At 62.0% G+C, this 19819-nt stretch carries 20 protein-coding genes; 3 read left to right on the top strand and 17 right to left on the bottom strand.

Annotation, left to right across the window (positions count from 1 at the left end; translation table 11 throughout):
* Positions 1-18: 18 nt before the first annotated feature.
* Entirely contained in the window at positions 19-1425 is a 1407-nt protein-coding gene (locus tag ABIE32_RS19480) for an amidase (RefSeq protein WP_224150129.1), read from the top strand.
* Positions 1426-1439: 14 nt separating this feature from the next.
* Complete coding sequence (locus ABIE32_RS19485; protein ID WP_429018587.1) at positions 1440-2789, top strand: tetratricopeptide repeat protein; 1350 nt, start codon at positions 1440-1442, stop codon at positions 2787-2789.
* Between the two features lie 120 nt (positions 2790-2909).
* Here ABIE32_RS19485 and ABIE32_RS19490 read toward each other — a convergent pair whose 3' ends face one another.
* Positions 2910-3767 (bottom strand): LysR family transcriptional regulator, encoded by an 858-nt coding sequence (locus ABIE32_RS19490; RefSeq protein ID WP_429018589.1) that lies wholly within the window; start codon positions 3765-3767, stop codon positions 2910-2912.
* Between the two features lie 116 nt (positions 3768-3883).
* Between ABIE32_RS19490 and ABIE32_RS19495 the strand changes: the two genes are divergently transcribed.
* Entirely contained in the window at positions 3884-4276 is a 393-nt protein-coding gene (locus ABIE32_RS19495) for a tautomerase family protein (protein ID WP_224150132.1), read from the top strand.
* A gap of 10 nt (positions 4277-4286) precedes the next feature.
* On the opposite strand, the gene ABIE32_RS19500 is transcribed toward ABIE32_RS19495, so the two are convergent.
* The 16 genes from ABIE32_RS19500 to ABIE32_RS19575 form a co-directional block, all read right to left on the bottom strand.
* Positions 4287-4946: a LysE family translocator gene (locus tag ABIE32_RS19500; RefSeq protein WP_429018592.1), complete on the bottom strand. Its 660-nt coding sequence runs from the start codon at positions 4944-4946 to the stop codon at positions 4287-4289.
* An 84-nt stretch (positions 4947-5030) separates the two neighbouring features.
* Positions 5031-5885: a DUF429 domain-containing protein gene (locus ABIE32_RS19505; protein ID WP_429018595.1), complete on the bottom strand. Its 855-nt coding sequence runs from the start codon at positions 5883-5885 to the stop codon at positions 5031-5033.
* 18 nt (positions 5886-5903) lie between these two features.
* Positions 5904-6794 (bottom strand): EamA family transporter, encoded by an 891-nt coding sequence (locus ABIE32_RS19510; protein ID WP_429018598.1) that lies wholly within the window; start codon positions 6792-6794, stop codon positions 5904-5906.
* A 141-nt stretch (positions 6795-6935) separates the two neighbouring features.
* Positions 6936-7667 (bottom strand): GTP cyclohydrolase I, encoded by a 732-nt coding sequence (gene folE / locus ABIE32_RS19515; RefSeq protein ID WP_224150136.1) that lies wholly within the window; start codon positions 7665-7667, stop codon positions 6936-6938.
* A 229-nt stretch (positions 7668-7896) separates the two neighbouring features.
* Positions 7897-8652 carry an endonuclease/exonuclease/phosphatase family protein gene (locus ABIE32_RS19520; RefSeq protein ID WP_224150137.1) on the bottom strand — a complete coding sequence of 252 codons (756 nt, stop codon included), beginning with the start codon at positions 8650-8652 and terminating at the stop codon, positions 7897-7899.
* Positions 8649-9119 (bottom strand): dihydroneopterin triphosphate diphosphatase, encoded by a 471-nt coding sequence (nudB, locus tag ABIE32_RS19525; protein ID WP_429018602.1) that lies wholly within the window; start codon positions 9117-9119, stop codon positions 8649-8651. Before nudB ends, ABIE32_RS19520 begins: the two co-directional genes overlap by 4 nt.
* Before the next feature lie 71 nt (positions 9120-9190).
* The gene (locus ABIE32_RS19530) at positions 9191-10057 is read right to left on the bottom strand and encodes a CsgG/HfaB family protein (RefSeq protein ID WP_429018605.1); all 867 of its coding nucleotides are present in this window, start codon (positions 10055-10057) and stop codon (positions 9191-9193) included.
* Between the two features lie 132 nt (positions 10058-10189).
* Complete coding sequence (gene aspS / locus ABIE32_RS19535) at positions 10190-11998, bottom strand: aspartate--tRNA ligase (RefSeq protein WP_429018608.1); 1809 nt, start codon at positions 11996-11998, stop codon at positions 10190-10192.
* A 37-nt stretch (positions 11999-12035) separates the two neighbouring features.
* The gene (locus tag ABIE32_RS19540) at positions 12036-12674 is read right to left on the bottom strand and encodes a DUF502 domain-containing protein (RefSeq protein WP_224150141.1); all 639 of its coding nucleotides are present in this window, start codon (positions 12672-12674) and stop codon (positions 12036-12038) included.
* A 15-nt stretch (positions 12675-12689) separates the two neighbouring features.
* Positions 12690-12998: an FmdB family zinc ribbon protein gene (locus ABIE32_RS19545; RefSeq protein ID WP_184709459.1), complete on the bottom strand. Its 309-nt coding sequence runs from the start codon at positions 12996-12998 to the stop codon at positions 12690-12692.
* Between the two features lie 211 nt (positions 12999-13209).
* The gene (locus ABIE32_RS19550) at positions 13210-14679 is read right to left on the bottom strand and encodes a sodium:solute symporter family protein (RefSeq protein WP_224150143.1); all 1470 of its coding nucleotides are present in this window, start codon (positions 14677-14679) and stop codon (positions 13210-13212) included.
* Positions 14680-14706: 27 nt separating this feature from the next.
* Positions 14707-16272, bottom strand: a complete 1566-nt coding sequence (gene ubiB, locus ABIE32_RS19555; RefSeq protein WP_429018613.1) for a ubiquinone biosynthesis regulatory protein kinase UbiB — start codon at positions 16270-16272, stop codon at positions 14707-14709.
* On the bottom strand, positions 16269-16907 hold the full coding sequence (locus ABIE32_RS19560) for a ubiquinone biosynthesis accessory factor UbiJ (RefSeq protein WP_429018615.1): 639 nt from the start codon (positions 16905-16907) through the stop codon (positions 16269-16271). Before ABIE32_RS19560 ends, ubiB begins: the two co-directional genes overlap by 4 nt.
* 347 nt (positions 16908-17254) lie before the next feature.
* Positions 17255-18247 (bottom strand): Tim44 domain-containing protein, encoded by a 993-nt coding sequence (locus ABIE32_RS19565; RefSeq protein WP_429018618.1) that lies wholly within the window; start codon positions 18245-18247, stop codon positions 17255-17257.
* A gap of 150 nt (positions 18248-18397) precedes the next feature.
* A complete protein-coding gene (ubiE, locus tag ABIE32_RS19570) occupies positions 18398-19129 on the bottom strand; it encodes a bifunctional demethylmenaquinone methyltransferase/2-methoxy-6-polyprenyl-1,4-benzoquinol methylase UbiE (RefSeq protein WP_224150147.1) in 732 nt (243 codons plus the stop codon).
* A gap of 213 nt (positions 19130-19342) precedes the next feature.
* A complete protein-coding gene (locus ABIE32_RS19575) occupies positions 19343-19768 on the bottom strand; it encodes a gamma-butyrobetaine hydroxylase-like domain-containing protein (RefSeq protein WP_429018621.1) in 426 nt (141 codons plus the stop codon).
* Positions 19769-19819: the final 51 nt, after the last annotated feature.

The raw sequence follows: 19819 nt of genomic DNA on the forward strand, positions 1-19819 counted from the left end.
ATTCCACTCACCGTCTCCATGACCGCGCTGCACGATCTGCCCGCCACCGAGCTCCTGGCTGCCTACCAAAGGCACGAGCTATCCCCTGTCGATGTCATGCAATCCGTCATCGACCATGTATCGCAGTGGGAGCCACGGCTGTGCGCCACCTACCTGTACCGCCCCGAACAAGCCCTGGCGCAGGCGCGCGAAAGCGAAGCGCGCTGGAGCAGGAACGCACCAGCCGGTCTGCTGGACGGCGTACCCGTCACCATCAAGGAAAACATTGCCACGCAAGGCGACCCGCTGCCCGCAGGGACGGCCGCCGTCAAGCTGGTGCCTGCGGCTGCCGATGCACCGCCCGCAGCCCGCATGCGGGAAGCGGGCGCCATCATGTTCTCCAAGACCACCATGCCCGATTACGGCATGCTGTCGTCAGGCCTCTCCAGTTTTCACCATCTCGCGCGCAACCCCTGGGATCTGAGCAAGGGCCCGGGCGGCTCCAGCGCTGGCGGTGGCGCGGCTGCCGCAGCTGGCTATGGCCCATTGCACATTGGCACCGACATCGGCGGCTCGCTGCGGCTGCCTGCCAGCTGGTGCGGCATCTACAGCCTCAAGCCCAGCCTGGGACGCATTCCAATCGATCCGCCCTACACCGGTCGCGCCGCAGGGCCGATGACCCGCACCGTAGCCGATTCGGCACTGATGATGCAGGTGCTCTCGGCTCCCGACGTGCGCGACACCATGAGCCTGCCCGCGCAAGACATTGCCTGGAGCTCGGTGGCAACCACCACACCCGATTTCATCCGGGGCAAGCGCATCGGCCTGCTGCTCGATGCAGGCTGCGGATTGCCGCTGGAGCCCGAAGTCAGGGCTGCCGTTGAACGTGCCGCCCATCTGCTGCAGGAGGCAGGTGCACAGGTCACGCGTATGCAGCCTTTCATGACACAGGGCATGCTCGACGGCATGGACCATTTCTGGCGCATGCGCTCGTTCACCGACATGCAGGCGCTCAGCAGCGAACAGCGCGACAAGGTGCTGCCCTATATTCGCGCATGGGCCGACAGCGCCCAGGGCATGAGCGGCACGGAGGTCTTCCACGCCAGCCAGCAATTCCACCTGGTGCGCGTTGCCACCGTTCGCGCCACCAGCGCGTTCGACTATGTCATCTCTCCGGTTGCACCCCATGTGGCATTCCAGGCCGAATGGGCCGGGCCCACCAACGACCCAATGCGCCCGCTGGAGCATATCGGCTTTACCGTGCCCTACAACATGTCTGAGCAGCCTGCGGCCTCCGTCAACTGCGGCTACACCGCAGCCGGCCTGCCCATCGGCCTGCAGATGGCAGGCGCCCGGTTTGACGACCTGGGCGTTCTGCAGCTCTCGCGTGCTTTCGAGCAGATCCGCGATCCACAACACCCCTGGCCGCAGCCGCCAGCGGCATAAGAGAGGAATGCAGCATGGGCGCCCAGCACGACCTGTACGGTAACCCGGTCAGCTGCGATGCGGCCGCCTTGCCCTATCTGAACGACTTTGCCGAAGGCTTTGCCGCGTGCGAGATGCGCGTGCTGCGCCTGCTGGAGATTGCCGGGCAGGATGACAGCCCGCTGGTACAGATCTGGAGCGCCGCGCTCCATCTGTTTGCAGAAGATGCCCAGGCTGCCTCCAATGCTCGCCCCTTTTTGCAGCGCGCACGCGCCATGCAACCGCAGGCCAATGCCCGCGAAATGCTTTGGCTGACAGCCATCGAAGCCTGGGCAGATGGCGATACCCCCCTGGCGGCAGCGCAGCTGGAAGCGCTGGTACAGCGCCATCCCCGCGATCTGGCAGCCTTGAAACTGGCGCACTACCACGCCTTCAACCTGGGCGATTCTCCTGCCATGCTGCGCATGGCGTTCACGGCCCAGCCGCACTGCGCCGATGTGCCCTACTTTCACGGCATGCTGGCCTTTGCCTACGAGCAATGCCACCTGCTGCGCCAGGCAGAAGGCGCGGCACGCCACGCGGTGCACATGCGTTTCAAGGAACCCTGGGCCCACCATGCGCTCGCCCATGTATTGCTGACCGAAGGCCGTGTGGACGAGGGCCTGGATTTCATGCAGAACGCCAGCGGCAGCTGGAGCGGCCTCAACTCCTTCATGCAGACGCACAACTGGTGGCATCTGGCGCTGTTCCTGGTGGAGGACGAACGCCACGACGAAGCCCTGCAGTTGCACGACAGCCAGGTCTGGGGCGTGGTGCCCGCCTACTCGCAGGACCAGATCGGCTCCATCTCGCTGCTCGCGCGGCTGGAGCTTGAAGGGGTCGATGTGGGCCACCGCTGGCAGCAGCTCACGCCATACCTGCTGCAGCGCCAGCATGACCATGTGCTGCCTTTTCTGGATCTGCAATACCTGTACGGCCTGGCGCGCGCCCAGCAGTGGGAGGCCGCGCAACAACTGCTCGCCAGCATGCAGCGCCACGCCGATGCGCAGGAACACCCCCAACTGCGCGCCATCTGGCAAGAGGTCTGCCTGCCCGCAGCGCGAGGCGTGCTGGCCCATGCACAGGGCCAGTACCAGCAAGCGGCCCGACAATTGGGGCCGCTGATTGCACGCCTGGTGGAAATCGGCGGCAGCCACGCTCAGCGCGACCTGTTCACCCAGCTGTACTGGAGCGCATTGCGCCATACCGGCCAGTGGACGGCCTTGCAGAACCTGGTGCAGCCCTGGCGCAACCAGCAGCCGCAGTCCAAACGGCTGGCACGGCACATGCAGCGCATCTACCAAGGGCTGGGCCTTCCCCCTGCCCTGGCAGATTCAGAGAACTAAGAGCCGCTAACACAACCCAGCAAATCGTAGATTTGCGGTTGAGACGAGGAGTGAAGCCGCAGGCAGTACAAAAGTACGACAAGGCAAAGCAACGACGTATCAAGGATTGTGTTAGCAGCTCTAAGACACCCAATCCGACTGCAGCAATGCCCGCACCTGCTGCACCAGCGCGGATTCTGCCGCGCGCGCTGGCAGCAGGCCGAACTGCACCCGCGTGAGGCTCGGCAAACCCGCTTCGGGCAAGACGGGCGCCATGTGCTGCGTCAGAGTTGCCGCATTGATGCACGCCACCCCCAGGCCTGCAGCAATGGCCGATTGCAAACCCGCTACCCCGGAGGCCTGGTGCGCCACCACATAGTCCACGCCCTGCTGCCGCAGGCGGGCTTCGGCATATTGGCGCAGCGCACAGGTCTCGGGCAGCACGAGTAGCGGCAAGGGCTGTCCGGCCTCTGGCACCCAGTGGCGTGCGCGGGCCCAGACCAAGGCTTCCTCCGGGCCGAGCGTCTGCAAACGCTGCCTGAAGGGAGGCGTTGCCATCACCACTCCCAGATCGCATTGCCCCTGGGCATGCGCCGCTTCCACATCGGAGCTTTTGAGAACGCTCACCTCCAGCCGCACAGCAGGATGCTGCTGCGCCAGAGCCTTGAGCATGTGCGCCAGCGCGTCGGGCTTGTAGTAATCGGTGACAGCGAGCTTGAGCGTGCCCTGCAGCGCCATGCCACGCATGTCGCGCAAGGCATGGTCTGCCATTCCCACCAGTGCCCGAGCATGGCCCAGCAGTTGGATGCCCGCTGCCGTGGGCACCACGCCTGTCTTGCTGCGCAGCAGCAGGGGTTTGCCCACGCAGTCTTCCAGTTTTCTGATCTGCTCACTGACGGCCGACTGCGAAAGAAAAAGCTGGGGCGCTGCAGCCGTCAGGCTGCCTGCATCCACAACGGCCATCAGGGTTCTGAGCTGCGCAAGGTCGAGATGGGCCATGATTTATCCAACGGATTAACAGATGGCTTCAATCATATCTTCCCGTTTTACAGATGCATAGAGGGCTTTCAGAATAGAGCCATCGTTCATCTTTCAAGGTTTTTCAGGAGAACACCATGCCCCACATCGCCATCCAGCTTTCCGGCCCACGCAATGCCCAACGCCAGCAGCAGATCAGCGAAGCCATTGCCCAGTTGACGCAGGACATTCTGGGCAAGCGGCCCGAAGTCATCGCCATCACGTTCACACAGGTTGCGGCGCAAGACTGGTGGATTGCAGGCAAGACCCTGGAGGAATTGGGCCAGTCCGCGTTTCAGCTGGATATCAGCATCACCGACGAAACCAATACCAAGGCAGAGAAGGCGCGCTACCTGCAAGCCGTCTATGACACGATGGCCGCGCTGCACCCGCAGTTGCACCCGGTGTCATACGTGCATGTCATCGATGCCCGCGCTGCCGCCTACGGCTATGGTGGCAAAACGCAGGAATACCGCTACCACCAAGGGTGACAAGCGCATATCAGCGCTGCGACGTGGCCAGCTTCACCGCCAGCCCCACAAACACCACGGCTGTGATCTTGTTGAGCCAGAACTGCGCCCGGGGTGAGCGCAGCAGCAGATTGCCAAAGACGCCGGAGAACAGCGCAATGGCGCCGAACACCAGAAACGCCGCCAGTATGAACACCGCGCCAAAGACAAAGATCTGCGGACCGACCGGGCCGATGGCGGGGTCGGCAAACTGCGGCAAAAAGGCCAGAAAGAAGATCAGCACCTTGGGATTGGTGAGGTTCATCACCACACCACGGCGCACCATGGCCAGCAACTCTTTACTACTGATTTCATAGCTATTGGCACTCTCTGCGCTTGCGCCATTGCCTGATTTCTCTGCAGAAACAGGCGCCCGCCACGCCCCCCAGGCCAGGTAGGCCAGATAGGCTGCGCCGCACCACTTGAGCACGGTGAACGCAATGCTGGAGGCGGCAAACACCGCCGCCAGCCCCAGCGCCACCGCCGTGGTGTGCACAACCACCCCCAGGCACAGGCCCACCACCACGGCGATGCCTACACGCCAGCCACGCTGCACCGATTGCATCAGCACAAACAGGTTGTCGGGCCCCGGCGACAAGGCCAGCAGCACCGCAACACCAAAAAAAGCAACCAGGGACTGAAGGGTAGGCATAGAAAGGTATCCAGGCGACTCACAGACAAAGGCAGAAACCGGCACATTATGGCTTGCCGCCTGCCAGTTGCCATCTGGCCCCACTTACGCGCGCGACAGCGGGGCGGTCACGATCCAGCCTTCCAGCGGGTCCGCGCCCGTAGGCAGACCGTAGAGCGCATCGCCCTGCAGATGACGGCTCAGGCCCCAGGCGGCCTGCAGCATGCAGATGGCGGCATCCAGGTGATCGCCGCTTGCGTCCTGCAACATGCATTCCTGCTGCGACGCACTGGCACTCAGGCGCAGCTGCAACGAATGATCGCCTTGCAGCAGGGCCGCCAGGCAATCCTGCCGCGCAGCAGCGCGTTCAGGCGTCTGGCGTTGCCTGTCATCACTTTTGTAGCTGCGACGGCCGATCAGCTCACGGGCCAGCAAGCCGGGATAGGCTTCCAGCGCGGCCTTGCGGCTCTTGCGCCGAAGCAGGCCTGGAAAATCGGCTCCCGCGGCAAGAAGGCGCGGCACACCGGCATGCAGCATGTAAGCCACAGGCGGGTTGACCCATTTCATCGACGGGCTGGAGCCCGCCGGGCCATCGGTAGCGCGGTGCGCAAACTTGCCGCCAACGGGCCGCCCGGCGCAAAAGACCTTGAACTGCTCACGAATCAGGGCGCGATCCAGGCCTGCATAGTGTTGCATGCAGGCTTGCCAATCGGTAGGCCAGCCCAGTTGCTCCACCAGTTCGCGCGGCAGCGCAAACGGCAAATCAAAGCCGCCCACCCAGGCGATGTCCTGCGCGAGAAAATCGCTCCACGCATCCAACGTGGCAAAACACGCAAAGCCTTGCAGCTGTACGCTGCGGCTGGCCGCATCCCAAGCACCATACGCCTGCACAATGGGTTTTCGCCTGCCGGGGCTGCTGCTGAAATCGCAGCCCAGCACCAGGGGATGCGCAGATGGCATGGCAGGCCGCGCCATCGCTCAGCCCAGCCCCAGCGCCGTCACGCCCACTGCAATCAGTACGGCCCCGGCAATACGCAAGGCGCGGTCCCCTTCACCCAGCAGCTTGCCGCCGATCAAGGCGGCAAACAGCATCGACACCTCACGCGCCGGTGCCACGTGCGAGATGGGCGCGCTTTGCACAGCGTACAGCACCAGCACATAGGCGATCGGGCTGAAGATGGCAACCACCAGCGCGTATTTCCACTGCAGTTGCCACAGGCGCCAGGTTTCCGCCCGGTTGCGCAGGCCCAGCGGCGCCAGCACCACGCAGCGCAGCAGGTTGCCCATGTAATCGAGCAGAATCGGCGACATCAGCAGCACCTTGACGGCATAGCTGTCCACCACCGTGTAGGCGGCAATGAAGACACCCGTCAGCAAGCCGTAGTACAGGCCTTTGATGGTGCGCTCACGCTTTTCGCCACTGCCGCCCTGGGTGGCCGTGCGCAACATGGCCGGGCCGCCTGCAATCAGAAACACGCCCGCCACCACGCCGGCAATACCCAAGGCCCCCATTGCTGACAGGTGCTCGCCCAGAAACAGCACCGCCACCAATGACGACAGCAGGGGCCCGCTGCCGCGCGCCAGCGGGTACACCACCGTAAGATCGGCCACACGATAACCGCGCAGCAAAATGATGAAATAAAACACATGCAGCAGCGCACTGGCCGCTACAAAGCCCCACTCCGCCCAACCCCACTGCGGCACCACCTCGCGGCCCAGCCACCAGCCCAGCGGCAGCCAGACGATGGCATTGAGCACCGAGGTGAACAGCGAAAAGCGGGCATCGCCGCCGGCCTTCTTGGCAACGATGTTCCAGAACGCATGGATGACGCCCGCAACAATGATCAGCGCAAACGCGTAGAGCGTCATGTCCCCTCTTTGCTCAAAAAATGGCTTCTGTGCCGCACAGGGTCAGAAACCGCGGCGCTTCGAAGCAAGCACCGCACTGCGGCACGGGCAAAAAAACCGCCCGGCAAAGGCCGGGCAGTTGGTGATGGTGGATGGAGGACTTCAGTTACCTGCACGCTGCGGAATCAACGAGAGAAATTCACGCCGCAGGTTGGGGTTGGTCAGAAACTCGCCACGCATCACGGAGTTGAGCATCTTCGAGTCCATTTCGCGCACGCCGCGCCAGGACATGCAGAAATGCGAGGCCTCCAGCACCACGGCCAGGCCATCGGGTTGGGTCTTGTTCATGATCAGGTCCGCCAGTTGCACGATGGCTTCTTCCTGGATCTGCGGACGACCCAGCACCCAGTCCACCAGGCGCGCATACTTCGACAAGCCGATCACATTGGTGTTCTTGTTGGGCAGCACGCCAATCCATACCTTGCCGATGACCGGGCACAGGTGGTGGCTGCAGGCGCTGCGCACAGTGATGGGGCCCACGATCATCAACTCGTTCAGGTGCTCGGCATTGGGGAATGCCGTCACCTCGGGTTGCGGCACATAGCGGCCCTTGAACACCTCGTTGATGTACATCTTGGCCACGCGGCGCGCTGTGTTGCGGGTGTTGTGGTCGTCTTCGGTATTGATGACCAGGCTGTCGAGCACGCCCTGCATCTTGTGCTCCACCTCGTCCAGCAGCTTTTCCAGCTCGCCGGGTTCGATGAAATCCGCGATGTTGTCGTTGGCATGGAAGCGCTGCTGGGCCGCCACTATCCGCTCGCGGATCTTGACGGACACCGGTGTGCCTTCTGCGCTGGCAGGTGCTTTTTTCGGATCGGATAGTTCGGTAAACATAGCAGGCATGGTACCAGCGAAATCTGTCCTCATGGGTATTGGTGTTTATCGCCCGCTGCGCTTATGTGATGCGCGCAAGAAGCTATATTTTTTATAGCAAACCATTCTGGAGCGCTGCCGGTCTTCGTCTGGCAGCATGTGCCCCTCCCGGAGCGATCCCTCTCTCCCATGGCCCACCGCTTGCAGCAAAGCGGCGCTGGCAGCGAATGCCCGCGCATCCGGCCCTCCGTCAATCCCGCAGGCGGAACTCTGCAATCAGCGGCAGGTGATCGGACATGCGCCACCAGATGCGCCCGCGCGGAACAAACAGGCCGCAGGGCGTCAGGCCCCGCGCGTAAACATGGTCGAGCTGCACCACCGGCAGGCGCGAGGGATAAGTCATCAGCGGTTGCTCGTCGTACTCGAACAGCCCGAACCCGGCGAGCATGGACTTGACCTGGAACCCCCAGTCGTTGAAATCGCCCGCCACCACCACCGGCTCGTCGTCCGGTACGTATTCGTTGATGAACTGCTGAATCTGCGCCGTCTGGCGCAAGCGGCTGCCATGCACCAGACCCAGGTGTACCACCACTGCATGGACACGGCGCCCGGCAATCTGCATGGCGGCATGCAGCAGGCCGCGCTGCTCGAAGCGGTGGTCCGAGATATCGCGGTGGTGCGTCTCCAGGATCGGCCAGCGCGTGAGCAATGCATTGCCGTGCTCACCCCACTTGGTCTGCGCATTGGTGTAGTAGGCAGCGGTGTAGCCCAGCGGCGTCAGAAAGTCAGCCTGCGTCTGCTCAGGCCAGTTGTCAAAAAAACCGGCTTCCTTGCGATTGTCCTTGCGCACCTCCTGCAGGCAGACGATGTCGGCATCCATTTGCTCCACGGCGAGCCCCAGGTTGTGGATCTCCAGCCTGCGTATCGGCCCCAGCCCTTGCACACCCTTGTGGATGTTGTAGGTGGCCACGCGCAGAATCGGATGTTCGTCGTCAAGTTCGGTCATGGATGCAGGAACCTTGGCAGCCACAAAATGGCTTCGCTGTTCGATATGGAATAGCAACGCTCTGCCGCCTCTCGCCAATCATGCCACGCATAGGCGCTGTGCTCTCGCGGGCTGAGGGTGATGTTGGTGTAGGACGGCACCTGCAGGCTGAGTACGTGCTCGGTGTTCATGCGGATCCCGGGCGCATAGCGGTGCAGCCACTGTGGATAGATGGGGTAGATGTTCTCCAGGTTCCAGTCGCGCAGGGTGCAATCGGGGTGATGGGCATCAATCCCCGTTTCTTCGCCCACCTCCCGGATCGCGGTCTGCACCCAGGTTTCATCTTCCGCATCCTTGCTGCCCGTCACAGGTTGCCAGTAATCGACTCCGGCCATGCTGCCCACACGGCGCAGCAGCAATACCTGCAAGTCAGCCGTATGGATGATGACCAGTACAGATTGCGGAATTTTGAAAGGCTTGGAATTCACAATGGTGGGGCGCGGGAAAAATCACAACAAGGCAGTTGCAGCGGCCTGCATCCTATAAAAAAGAATAGCATTCAGCGCTTATCCACTGAGCGCGAATCGCCTTTTTTTCCAGAACTTGCATGGCCATTGGCACCCACCGTCGCCACCGGAGGCGGCAGATCCTTGGCCTGCAACAGGCGCACCTGCTGCACCAACTGGTTGTGGGCATGGAGGAATGCCGCCGCAATGACCTTGCCTTCGTTCGTATTGCTCCAGCCAGCGCCAGCGCCACCTCCCAGCTTGCCCAATACCACGCCCCCCACACCCAGATCGGTGGCGCGGGCCGAACCCGTCGCCGCAGCGACCTGCTCCGTGGTTTCGTTGTCGGTAAGAAAGAGCGCCGTCTGCGCTTCCTTGAGCTTGACCTGCTCTGCCACACCAGCCAGCCCCGCAATGTCGCGCAACATGGGAATCATCGCAATGATGCCAGCGAGACCGCGCCCCGCATCCTGCTCGCTGAAAGTGAGGTTGGGCACCATGGTGTACTGCGCTTCGTAGCCTTTGCGCTTTTCCACCGTGCCATTGGGGCGCAGAACACCTGCATCCTGCAGTTCGCCCTCGCGGATCGTGCCCTGCAGGCCGCCCGCGCGGTCCACCACGCGAAAACAGCCGCTTTGCTGCATCAACAGGCGCACCAGTGGCACCGGCGTGGGTGGCAGGTTGGCAGCGCTGGGCATCACATAGCCGCGCGGATTCTCCAGCAAGGCCACAGTGGCAATCGGCGCATCGCAGCGCTCCAGGCTGGCATGGGCATTCTGCCCGCCAGCAGGCCCGGCGGAGCCCGATATCTCCGACCCGCCCTTGCCCAACTCGGTCTTCTTTTCGCCGCAGGCGGCCAGCGCCAGTGCCGCAGCAATGGCAATTACCGCCCGTACCGTGCCTGCCTTGGTGTAGTGCATGCCTCGCCTCTCCAGATCATGAGCCCGCAAGCATAAAGCCTTGCTTTCAATGCAAAACGCCAAAACCTTGCGGCTTTGGCGTTTTATCGTTGCCAGATGCATCAGCCCCAAAAGCCGATGCCGGGCCAGTGCTTACTGGGCAGCGACCGCATTGCGCAGCTTGATGTGCAGCTCGCGCAACTGCTTTTCGTCCACGGCCGAAGGCGCCTGCGTCAGCAAATCCTGGGCGCGCTGGGTCTTGGGGAAAGCAATCACGTCGCGGATGGACTCGGAGCCCGTCATCAGCGTGATGAGACGGTCCAGGCCGAACGCCAGGCCACCGTGCGGAGGCGCGCCGTACTGCAGCGCATCCAGCAGGTAGCCGAACTTGGCACGTTGCTGCTCAGGGGTGATGTTCAGGGCATCAAACACCTTGGCCTGCACGTCGGCACGGTGGATACGCACCGAGCCGCCGCCCAGCTCCCAGCCATTCAGAACCATGTCGTAGGCCTTGGCGATGCACTTGCCGGGTTCGGTGGCCATGAGTTCTGCGTGACCGTCCTTGGGGCTGGTGAAGGGGTGGTGCACAGCGGCCCAGCGGTCGTTTTCCTCGTCGTATTCGAACATCGGGAAATCCACCACCCACAGTGGTGCCCACTTGTTCTCGAACAGGCCGCCGGCCTTGCCGAAATCGCTGTGGCCGATCTTGATGCGCAACGCGCCGATGGCGTCGTTGACGATCTTTTCCTTGTCTGCACCGAAGAAGATCAGGTCGCCATCCTGAGCGCCAGTGCGCTTGAGAATCTCAGCAATAGCTGCATCGTGGATGTTCTTGACGATGGGCGACTGCAGGCCATCACGGCCTTTGGCCAGTTCGTTGACCTTGATGTAGGCCAAGCCCTTGGCGCCGTAGATCTTGACGAACTCGGTATAACCGTCGATTTCACCGCGCGAGAGGCCGCCCTGCTCGCGGGCGCCTCCAGGAACGCGCAGGCCCACCACACGGCCGCCCTTCATGTTGGCCGCGCCGGAGAACACCTTGAAGTCCACATCCTTCATGACATCAGTCAATTCGGTGAACTCCAGCTTGACGCGCAGATCCGGTTTGTCCGAACCAAAGCGGTACGCCGCGTCCTGGTAGGTCATCATCGGGAATTCGCCCAGATCCACGCCCAGCTGGGTCTGGAACACTTCCTTGATCATGCGCTCGAAGATCGCGCGGATCTCTTCCTCGTTCAGGAACGAGGTTTCGCAGTCGATCTGCGTGAACTCGGGCTGGCGGTCGGCGCGCAGGTCTTCGTCACGGAAGCACTTGGTGATCTGGTAATAGCGGTCGTAGCCGGCCACCATCAGCATCTGCTTGTACAGCTGGGGCGATTGCGGCAGTGCGTAGAACTCGCCGTCGTGCACGCGCGAAGGCACCAGATAGTCGCGAGCGCCTTCTGGCGTGGACTTGCCCAGCATCGGGGTTTCGATGTCGATGAAGCCTTCCTTGTCAAGGAAGTTGCGCACCTGGATCGCGGTCTTGTAGCGCAGCATCATGTTGCGCTGCATGACCGGGCGGCGCAGGTCCAGCACGCGGTTGGTAAGGCGCACGGTTTCCGACAGGTTGTCGTCATCGAGCTGGAACGGAGGCGTGACCGAGGCGTTGAGCACATTCAGCTCGTGGCACAGCACTTCGATCTTACCGCTCTTGATGGAATCATTGGTCGTGCCTTCCGGACGGGCACGCACCACACCCTTGACCTGCACGCAGAATTCGTTGCGCACGCCTTCAGCGGTCTTGAACATGTCGGCGCGGTCAGGATCGCAGACCACCTGCACATAGCCTTCGCGGTCACGCAGGTCAATAAAGATCACACCACCGTGGTCGCGACGGCGGTTTACCCAGCCGCACAGCGTTACGGTTTCGCCCATCTGGGCCTCGGTCACCAGACCGCAGTATTGCGAACGCATTGCCATAGCCAATCTTCCTGCGCCTTGTGGGCGCTCTAGTCCTTTAGTTTTTGGAGATCGAGGGACGCTGCTCCGGAGGAGCCACCACACCCATCGACACGATGTATTTGAGCGCGGCGTCCACGCTCATATTCAGTTCCACACAGTCGCTTTTGCGCACCATCACCAGATAACCGCCCGTGGGGTTGGGGGTGGTGGGCACATACACGCTGACAAATTCTTCCTGCGCACCCACTGCGACCAGATGATCAGCCAGCTCGCCGCCGGGCGCGCCCGTCACGAAACCGATGGTCCACATGCCGGAATGCGGCCATTGCACCATGACGGCGGTACGGAATGCATTGCCGCTTTCGGAAAACAGGGTGTCGGACACCTGTTTGACGCTGGAATAGATCGAGCGCACCACCGGTATGCGGCTGACCAGGGCATCCCCCCAGCTCACCAGCTTGCGGCCAACGAAATTGCTGGCCGTGCCCCCCACCAGCAGCAGGATCGCCAGGGTGAGCACCACGCCGAAACCCGGCACATGGTAGCCCAGTACCTTGTCTGGCTGCCAGCTCTCCGGCAGGATCTGCAGGGTCTGGTCGAGCGTGCCGACGATCCAGCCGAGCACCCAGACCGTGATCACGCCGGGCACAACGACCAGCAATCCGGTCAGCAGCCATTTGCGCAGTGCAGCCATGGGTGGTGGGAATCCTTATGCAGCAGAGCTGGTTGAGGTTGCGGGTGCCGCAGCAGGCGCGGGGGCGGGTGCAGGCGCTGCAGCGGGTGCAGCCTTGCTGTCGCTGGACGAGCTTGCTCCGCCCGCGTCCGAACTGGATTTCTTACCGCTGAAATCGGTGGCGTACCAGCCGGTGCCCTTGAGCTGGAAGCCCGGCGCAGTCAGCTGCTTGGAAAAGCTCGCTTGCTTGCATTCGGGACATTCGGTCAGCGGCGCATCCGATATTTTTTGCAAAACATCCTTGGCAAATCCGCAGGCACTGCACTTGTAGGCGTAAATAGGCATCGCGCAAAGTCAGAAAACGAAGAGAAACCCTTGATTATAGGCTGGCTTGCACAAACCAGCCCGGGCCGCCGGGCCTTTCGGGATTCGCAGGCATGGATTGAAAAATGATAGCTGACAGCGCCTGTTGCTATTGAAGTTCATATCAAAAATGACATGAAGGCCAATAAATATAGGCGCAGGCAGCTCTCATTTTTATAGAAACCGCCCTGCTTCAGCGCGCCATGGCCCCTGCGGGCGCGGCGTCCGGCTCAAACGGAATCACATCCGTCTTCTGGTTGGGGACCCACTGTGGTGCAAGCGAGCCTGCCACCATGCCGGCAAAAGCGGACAGCACACCGGCCAGCTGCGCCGGAAAAGCGCTGCCCCAGGCCATGTTGAGGCCCGCCAGCCACACGCCGATGCCCAGAAACACCGCCAGCAGGGCGCCTTGCGTGGTCGCACGCTTCCAGTACAAACCCATGGTGAGCGGCACAAACGCCCCCACCAACGGCACCTGGTAAGCGCCGGACACCAACTCATAGATCGGCGTGCCTTCCATCTTGATCGAGTACGCCAGGACACAGGCGCTGAACACCAGCACGCTGATGCGCATGGTGCGCAGGTTGTCATGATCACTCACATGGGGGCGGAACTGGCGCCAGATGTTCTCGGTAAAGGTGACGCTGGGCGCCAGCAGCGTGGCCGATGCACAGGATTTGATGGCCGACAGCAGTGCGCCGAAGAACAGGATCTGCATGATGAACGGCATCTTCTCCATCACCAGGGTGGGCAGCACCTTCTGCGGATCTTCCTTGAGCAGGCTCGCCGTTGCCTCGGGCATGATGATGAGCGCACTGGCCACCAGGAACATGGGCACAAAGGCAAACAGGATATAGGCAGAGCCACCGATCACCGTGCCGCGCACGGCCGATTTCTCGCTGTTGGCCGACATCACGCGCTGGAACACGTCCTGCTGCGGAATCGAGCCCAGCATCATCGTGATGGCTGCGGCAAAGAAAAACACGATGTCATGCCAGGTCGGCTCGGGCCAGAACTGGAACAGGTCACGGCTGGTGGCCAGATCGATGACCTTGCCGGCGCCACCCGCCATGTCGGAAGCAAAGAATGCCAGCACCATCAGGCCGACCACCAGGATGATCATCTGCACGAAATCAGTCACTGCCACCGACCACATGCCGCCAAACAGCGTGTAGGCCAGGATCGAAACCACGCCGATCACCATGCCCATCGAGGTGCTGATTGCGCCATGCGAGAGCAGGTTGAACACCAGCCCCAGTGCCGTGACCTGCGCCGACACCCAGCCCAGATAGCTGAGCATGATGATGAGCGAGCAGATGATCTCCACCGACCGGCCGTAGCGCTTGCGGTAGTAATCGCTGATGGTCAGCAGGTTCATGCGGTAGAGCTTGGCGGCAAAGAACAGGCCCACCAGAATCAGGCAGGTGCCCGCGCCAAACGGGTCTTCCACCACATTGCGCAGGCCGCCTTCGATGAACTTGGCGGGCACGCCCAGCACGATCTCCGAGCCAAACCAGGTGGCAAACGTGGTCGTGATGATCATGAACAGGGGCAGATGGCGCCCTGCGACTGCAAAATCCGCCGTGTTCTTGACCCGTTTGGCGGCCCACAGGCCCACGCCAATGGTTACAAAAAGGTAGGCAATCACCATGTAGAGCAGCACGTTGTCACTCCTGCAAAGCGTAAAAGGTCAAAAGATACGAACGCGAATCAGGAGCTGCAGCACCACCAGCCCCAGGACAAAACCGATACCGCCACTGACAATGATCTGCAGCAGCTTGTTGGTCAGCTTTTGCTGCGCCAGCAGTTCCTTGAGAGTCTCGTCGTTGTCGCGCCCCTGTTGCGACAGGTACTGGTGCACCAGGCGCGGCATGTCCGGCAGCAGCTTGGCATAGCGCGGCGCCTGGCTTTTCAGCTCACGCCACAGGCGCTGCGGCCCCATCTGGTCGAGCATCCACTTTTCAAGGAAAGGCTTGGCCGTGCTCCACAGGTCCAGATCCGGATCCAACTGTCGGCCCAGGCCTTCAATGTTGAGCAAGGTTTTTTGCAGCAGCACGAGCTGCGGCTGAATCTCGACATGGAAGCGCCGCGAAGTCTGGAACAAACGCATCAGCACCATGCCCAGCGAAATCTCCTTGAGCGGGCGGTCGAAGTACGGCTCGCACACTGCACGGATCGCCGCTTCCAGCTCGTCGACCCGCGTGTCGGGCGGCACCCAGCCGCTTTCGATGTGCAGCTCTGCAACACGCTTGTAATCACGGCGGAAGAAGGCCGTGAAGTTCTGCGCCAGGTATTCCTTGTCGAACTCCGTCAAGGTGCCGACGATGCCGAAATCCAGCGAGATATAGCGGCCAAAGCTCTCGGGCTCCAGGCTCACCTGGATATTGCCCGGGTGCATGTCGGCGTGGAAAAAGCCGTCGCGAAACACCTGGGTGAAGAAGATGGTCACGCCGTCACGCGCCAGTTTTGGGATATCGACGCCTGCGGCACGCAAGGTTTCAACCTGGTTGATGGGCACGCCATTCATGCGCTCCATCACCATCACCTCCTGGTGGCAGAAATCCCAGAACACCTCGGGAATCAACACCAGATCGAGCCCTTCCATGTTGCGGCGCAACTGGGCGGCGTTCGATGCCTCGCGCATCAGATCGAGTTCGTCGTGCAGGTAGGTATCAAACTCTGCCACCACCTGACGCGGCTTGAGGCGCTTGCCGTCGGCAGAGAATTTCTCCACCAGCTCAGCCATGGTGCGCATCAGGGCCAGATCGCTGTCGATCACCGGCAGCATGCCCGGCCGCAGCACCTTCACGGCCACATCGCGCAGCTCGCCAGCGCGGGTGCGGATGGTGGCAAAGTGCACCTGGGCTATGGATGCGCTCGCAACTGGTTTTTCATCAAAGCTGACGAACACCTCGGCAATCGGCTTGCGGAACGCCCGCTCGATGGTCTCGACCGCGATGCGCGGATCGAACGAGGGCACGCGGTCCTGCAACAGCGACAGCTCTTCGGCAATATCAGGGGGCAGCAGATCGCGCCGGGTCGAGAGCACCTGCCCGAACTTGACGAAGATGGGTCCGAGCTGCTCCAGCGCTTCGCGCAGGCGCTGGCCGCGCGGCTGCGTCCACTTGCGGCCCAGGCGCAGCACACGGGTGATGCCCTTGAGCCATGGGTGGCTGAAGCTGGAGAGCACCATGTCGTCCAGCCCATAGCGCCACACCACCCACAGGATGGCAAAGCCACGGAAAAAACGCTTCATGAGGGCTGGCGCTCGCTGGGAGAATCGGTGCCTGTGCCGTAACCTGGGGGCGTGGGCGGCGCCGGTGGTTGCGCCTGCTGGCCCGAGCGGCTGCCGCCAAAGCGGTCTGCCGTGCGCACCCCCATGTTGACGAACTGACGCAACGCCACTGCAATGCGCTGACCAAAGGAAGCCAGCCAGTGCGCGGGTGTATCGCCCACAATGCGCGCCAGGTCTTCCTCGACGTCCCAGCGGACATGGTCGACCAGCCACTGAATCTCGGCGGCGAACTGCACGTCGCCGTCAATACGGATGGCGGGCTTTTCGCCCTGCAGCACATCACGTGCCAGCGCGAGTGGTGATTCATCGACCACATGCACGCGCAGATCAGGCGTTGCGCCCGGCTCGGCCAAGTCCAGCAGACCGGCAGGCGTGATCTGCAGCGCCAATTGAATGCTGCGCCACTGCACCTGAACCACTCGCCCACTTTGGCGCGTGAGGCGCTCCATGGCGATGCTTTCCTGCATCAGCACATGGTTCAGGAACAGCACCACACGGTGTTGCACCTCGGACACCAGCCACTGCGGTGGTTGTGCCGAATCCAGAATGCGTGCAAAAATGCCGCCCGGAAAAGAAAAAGGGGACTGTGTTGCCATAGTCCCTAATTATTCCCCAACTCGATCGCCCATGCCTCCGATTAACAGGCATGGCGATGGAGTTTTATGACACCGCGCCAAGAACGTGTTTGCAATCTCTACGCATCCGCGTTGGAGTGCAATCGGGATGAGTTCGAAGCGATGGGCCGCAGCTTGCACCGGGGTGCAAGCAAGGGACAGCGCACAGAAATCGCCCGATTTCACTCCAACCCGGAGGGACAGTGGCCTTGCGGGCGGTCTGCGTTGTTGCAAATCCTCGCAATAGCATGGCTATTGCTCCGGTATTGCGCCTAGCATCCCATCCCGCAAAGCCACTGTCGCGGCGCGAGGAGATCGCAACCACGTTCTTACTGCAGTGCTTGCAGACCGGCGACCAGCCAGCCGCTGGATCCGTCCTTCGGCTTGGTCATGTTCCACACTTCGCGGAAGGGGCTGGGGCCCGCATTCGCCTCTTCGCGGATCATGCCGGAGAACTCGACGCTGGCCATGTAGGCATTGCCCAGGTCCTCGATACCCAGCAATTGGGCTTCAAGCATCACGACATCGGTCTGGTTGGGCTGCACGCCTTCGCGGTGCTGCTCGCGGTCCTGCAACTGCCCCTTGACTTCCGTCAACATGGTATCGGTCATCATCGAGCGCAGGGTCTGAACATCACCACGGTCCCAGGCGGCCTGCAAGGTCACGAAATTGCGCTTGGCCGCATCCAGAAAGCCCTGGGTATCAAAGCCTTCGGGCACGCCCCAGTTCTGCGAGCCACCCAGGGCCGAGCCGATCATGCTGCCGCCTGCGGCCGCAGCTACGGGCGCCGCGCCTTGCTCCCAAGGACGGGCGGATGCATCATTGCCCACTTTCTCTGGGTTGTACTGGCGCGCCACGGGAGCCGATTCGGGCGCCTGAGGCGTGGCATTGCCTGCGCCCTGGAAGGCGAAAGGCGAGTTGCCGGCGGGCGCTGCCGCACCGCTCTTCTTGCGCATGATGAAGCCGACAATCGCCAGCACCGCCATGATGGCCAGGCCTACCAGCAGCATGTTGGCAAACGCTTCACCGAAGCCCAGGCTATGTGCCAGCCAGGCCAGGCCCAGACCGGCGGCCAAGCCACCCAGCATGGCGCCCCAAGGTTTCTTGGGTGCAGCCTGTGGGGCTGCATTCGGGGTTGCGGGGCGCTGTGCCTGCTGGGCAGGCGCGGCCTGGCTGGGCGCCTGGGAAGGCGTTGCCTGGCGTTGCGTCACATTGCTCGATTGCTGCCCCACGGACTTGCCGCCTCCCATGCGTTTGGCATCGGCATCCACATGCACAAATGCCAGCAGAACCACCAGGGCGACTGACCATAGTTTCATCATATTTGCTCCATTCTTTTAACGGCCCACGCACCCCTCGGTGTCGGCCTGTTTGCTGTTACGCCCCTTACCTGCATGGTCGGCTTGTTGTGTTGTAGTGCGCCAGACGCTGGGCCGCGTCCGTCTTTTCAACCTGCCATGCGATTCAAATCATCAGCACTTGATGCCCACATGCAACGCGGTGATGCCCGCCGTCATGTTGTGGTAGTCGACATGCCCAAAACCTGCCTGATGCATCATGGCCTTCAACTCCTTCTGGCCAGGGTGCATGCGAATCGATTCAGCCAGATAGCGGTAGCTGTCCGCGTCACCCGCCACCATCTGCCCGATACGTGGGAGCACCTGGAAGGAATACAAGTCGTACGCCTTCTCCAGCGGCTTGGCCACCTTGGAAAACTCCAGCACCAGCAGCTTGCCGCGCGGCTTGAGCACGCGGTTCATTTCCTTGAGGGCCACATCCTTGTGCGTCATGTTGCGCAGGCCGAAAGCCACGCTCACCACGTCAAAGTAGTTGTCGGGAAAAGGCAGCGCCTCGGCATCGCACACCATGGTGGGCAGATGAATGCCTTTGTCGATCAGGCGGTCACGCCCCACCCGCAGCATGGCTTCGTTGATGTCGGTGTGCACCACCTGGCCGCTCTTGCCCACCTTCTTTGCAAAGGCCAGAGACAGGTCGCCCGTACCGCCGGCGATATCCAGCGCGCGCTGGCCTTCCTTGAGGTTGGCGACCATCACGGTGTACTGCTTCCAGATGCGGTGCAGCCCACCGGACATCAGGTCGTTCATCACGTCGTACTTGCTCGCAACCGAATCGAACACGCCGCGCACTTTGCGCGCCTTGTCCTTTTCATCAACCGTCTCAAATCCAAAGTGGGTGGTACTCATAGTTCGAATGCTAGCAAGCTCTGCAACGCCTCTCCTGACAAACCCCGCCATATGGGCGGGTATGCAATCAAAGGCATTTGATGCCGCAGCTCAAGATCATCAAGCGCATGCAGCTATCAAATCAATAGCTTTATATACAAAATATTTCGTCTGATCCATGCAGCGCATGGCCTGCACAGCGCCCTGCCTCGGGCAGCGGCGCGCTTTTTCCGATCAATGGTGGTGGCCGCAGCTCCCGCCCGAAGCACCTGCCTTGGGCACCATGGGCTGGTCGCGGTCCACGCCGGCCGCCTGCAACTTGTCCAGATAACCCTGCCACAGCTCGCTCTGGCGCTCACCAAGTTCGTACAGGTACTGCCAGCTGTAGAGGCCGCTTTCGTGTCCGTCCGAGAAGATGGGCTTGATGGCGTAGTTGCCCACCGGCTCCACGGCAACGATGGTTACATCGCGCTTGCCGGTCTGCAGCACCTCCTGCCCAGGGCCGTGACCCTGCACCTCGGCAGAGGGCGAATACACACGCAGCAGCTCGAACGGCAGCTTGAATGCCGCTCCATCGGCGTACTGCACCTCCAGCACGCGCGAAGCGCCATGCACGGTCAGCGCGGTCGGTGTCGGGGTGTCGCGGTTCAAGCCAGCCATGGGGTTCCTTTGCAGATCCACAGCTCGCACTGCAGATAAAACAGCCTCTTG

This window comes from Comamonas sp. 4034 (assembly GCF_050434545.1).
GTDB classification, from domain to species: Bacteria; Pseudomonadota; Gammaproteobacteria; order Burkholderiales; family Burkholderiaceae_C; genus Comamonas; species Comamonas odontotermitis.

Coding starts and splice junctions, on each gene's coding strand:
- ABIE32_RS19480 (WP_224150129.1), top strand. CDS start 19: ATGACCGCGCTGCACGATCTGCCCGCCACCGAGCTCCTGGCTGCCTAC.
- ABIE32_RS19485 (WP_429018587.1), top strand. CDS start 1,440: ATGGGCGCCCAGCACGACCTGTACGGTAACCCGGTCAGCTGCGATGCG.
- ABIE32_RS19490 (WP_429018589.1), bottom strand. CDS start 3,767: ATGGCCCATCTCGACCTTGCGCAGCTCAGAACCCTGATGGCCGTTGTG.
- ABIE32_RS19495 (WP_224150132.1), top strand. CDS start 3,884: ATGCCCCACATCGCCATCCAGCTTTCCGGCCCACGCAATGCCCAACGC.
- ABIE32_RS19500 (WP_429018592.1), bottom strand. CDS start 4,946: ATGCCTACCCTTCAGTCCCTGGTTGCTTTTTTTGGTGTTGCGGTGCTG.
- ABIE32_RS19505 (WP_429018595.1), bottom strand. CDS start 5,885: ATGCCATCTGCGCATCCCCTGGTGCTGGGCTGCGATTTCAGCAGCAGC.
- ABIE32_RS19510 (WP_429018598.1), bottom strand. CDS start 6,794: ATGACGCTCTACGCGTTTGCGCTGATCATTGTTGCGGGCGTCATCCAT.
- folE (WP_224150136.1), bottom strand. CDS start 7,667: ATGTTTACCGAACTATCCGATCCGAAAAAAGCACCTGCCAGCGCAGAA.
- ABIE32_RS19520 (WP_224150137.1), bottom strand. CDS start 8,652: ATGACCGAACTTGACGACGAACATCCGATTCTGCGCGTGGCCACCTAC.
- ABIE32_RS19530 (WP_429018605.1), bottom strand. CDS start 10,057: ATGCACTACACCAAGGCAGGCACGGTACGGGCGGTAATTGCCATTGCT.
- aspS (WP_429018608.1), bottom strand. CDS start 11,998: ATGGCAATGCGTTCGCAATACTGCGGTCTGGTGACCGAGGCCCAGATG.
- ABIE32_RS19540 (WP_224150141.1), bottom strand. CDS start 12,674: ATGGCTGCACTGCGCAAATGGCTGCTGACCGGATTGCTGGTCGTTGTG.
- ABIE32_RS19545 (WP_184709459.1), bottom strand. CDS start 12,998: ATGCCTATTTACGCCTACAAGTGCAGTGCCTGCGGATTTGCCAAGGAT.
- ubiB (WP_429018613.1), bottom strand. CDS start 16,272: ATGAAGCGTTTTTTCCGTGGCTTTGCCATCCTGTGGGTGGTGTGGCGC.
- ABIE32_RS19560 (WP_429018615.1), bottom strand. CDS start 16,907: ATGGCAACACAGTCCCCTTTTTCTTTTCCGGGCGGCATTTTTGCACGC.
- ABIE32_RS19565 (WP_429018618.1), bottom strand. CDS start 18,247: ATGATGAAACTATGGTCAGTCGCCCTGGTGGTTCTGCTGGCATTTGTG.
- ubiE (WP_224150147.1), bottom strand. CDS start 19,129: ATGAGTACCACCCACTTTGGATTTGAGACGGTTGATGAAAAGGACAAG.
- ABIE32_RS19575 (WP_429018621.1), bottom strand. CDS start 19,768: ATGGCTGGCTTGAACCGCGACACCCCGACACCGACCGCGCTGACCGTG.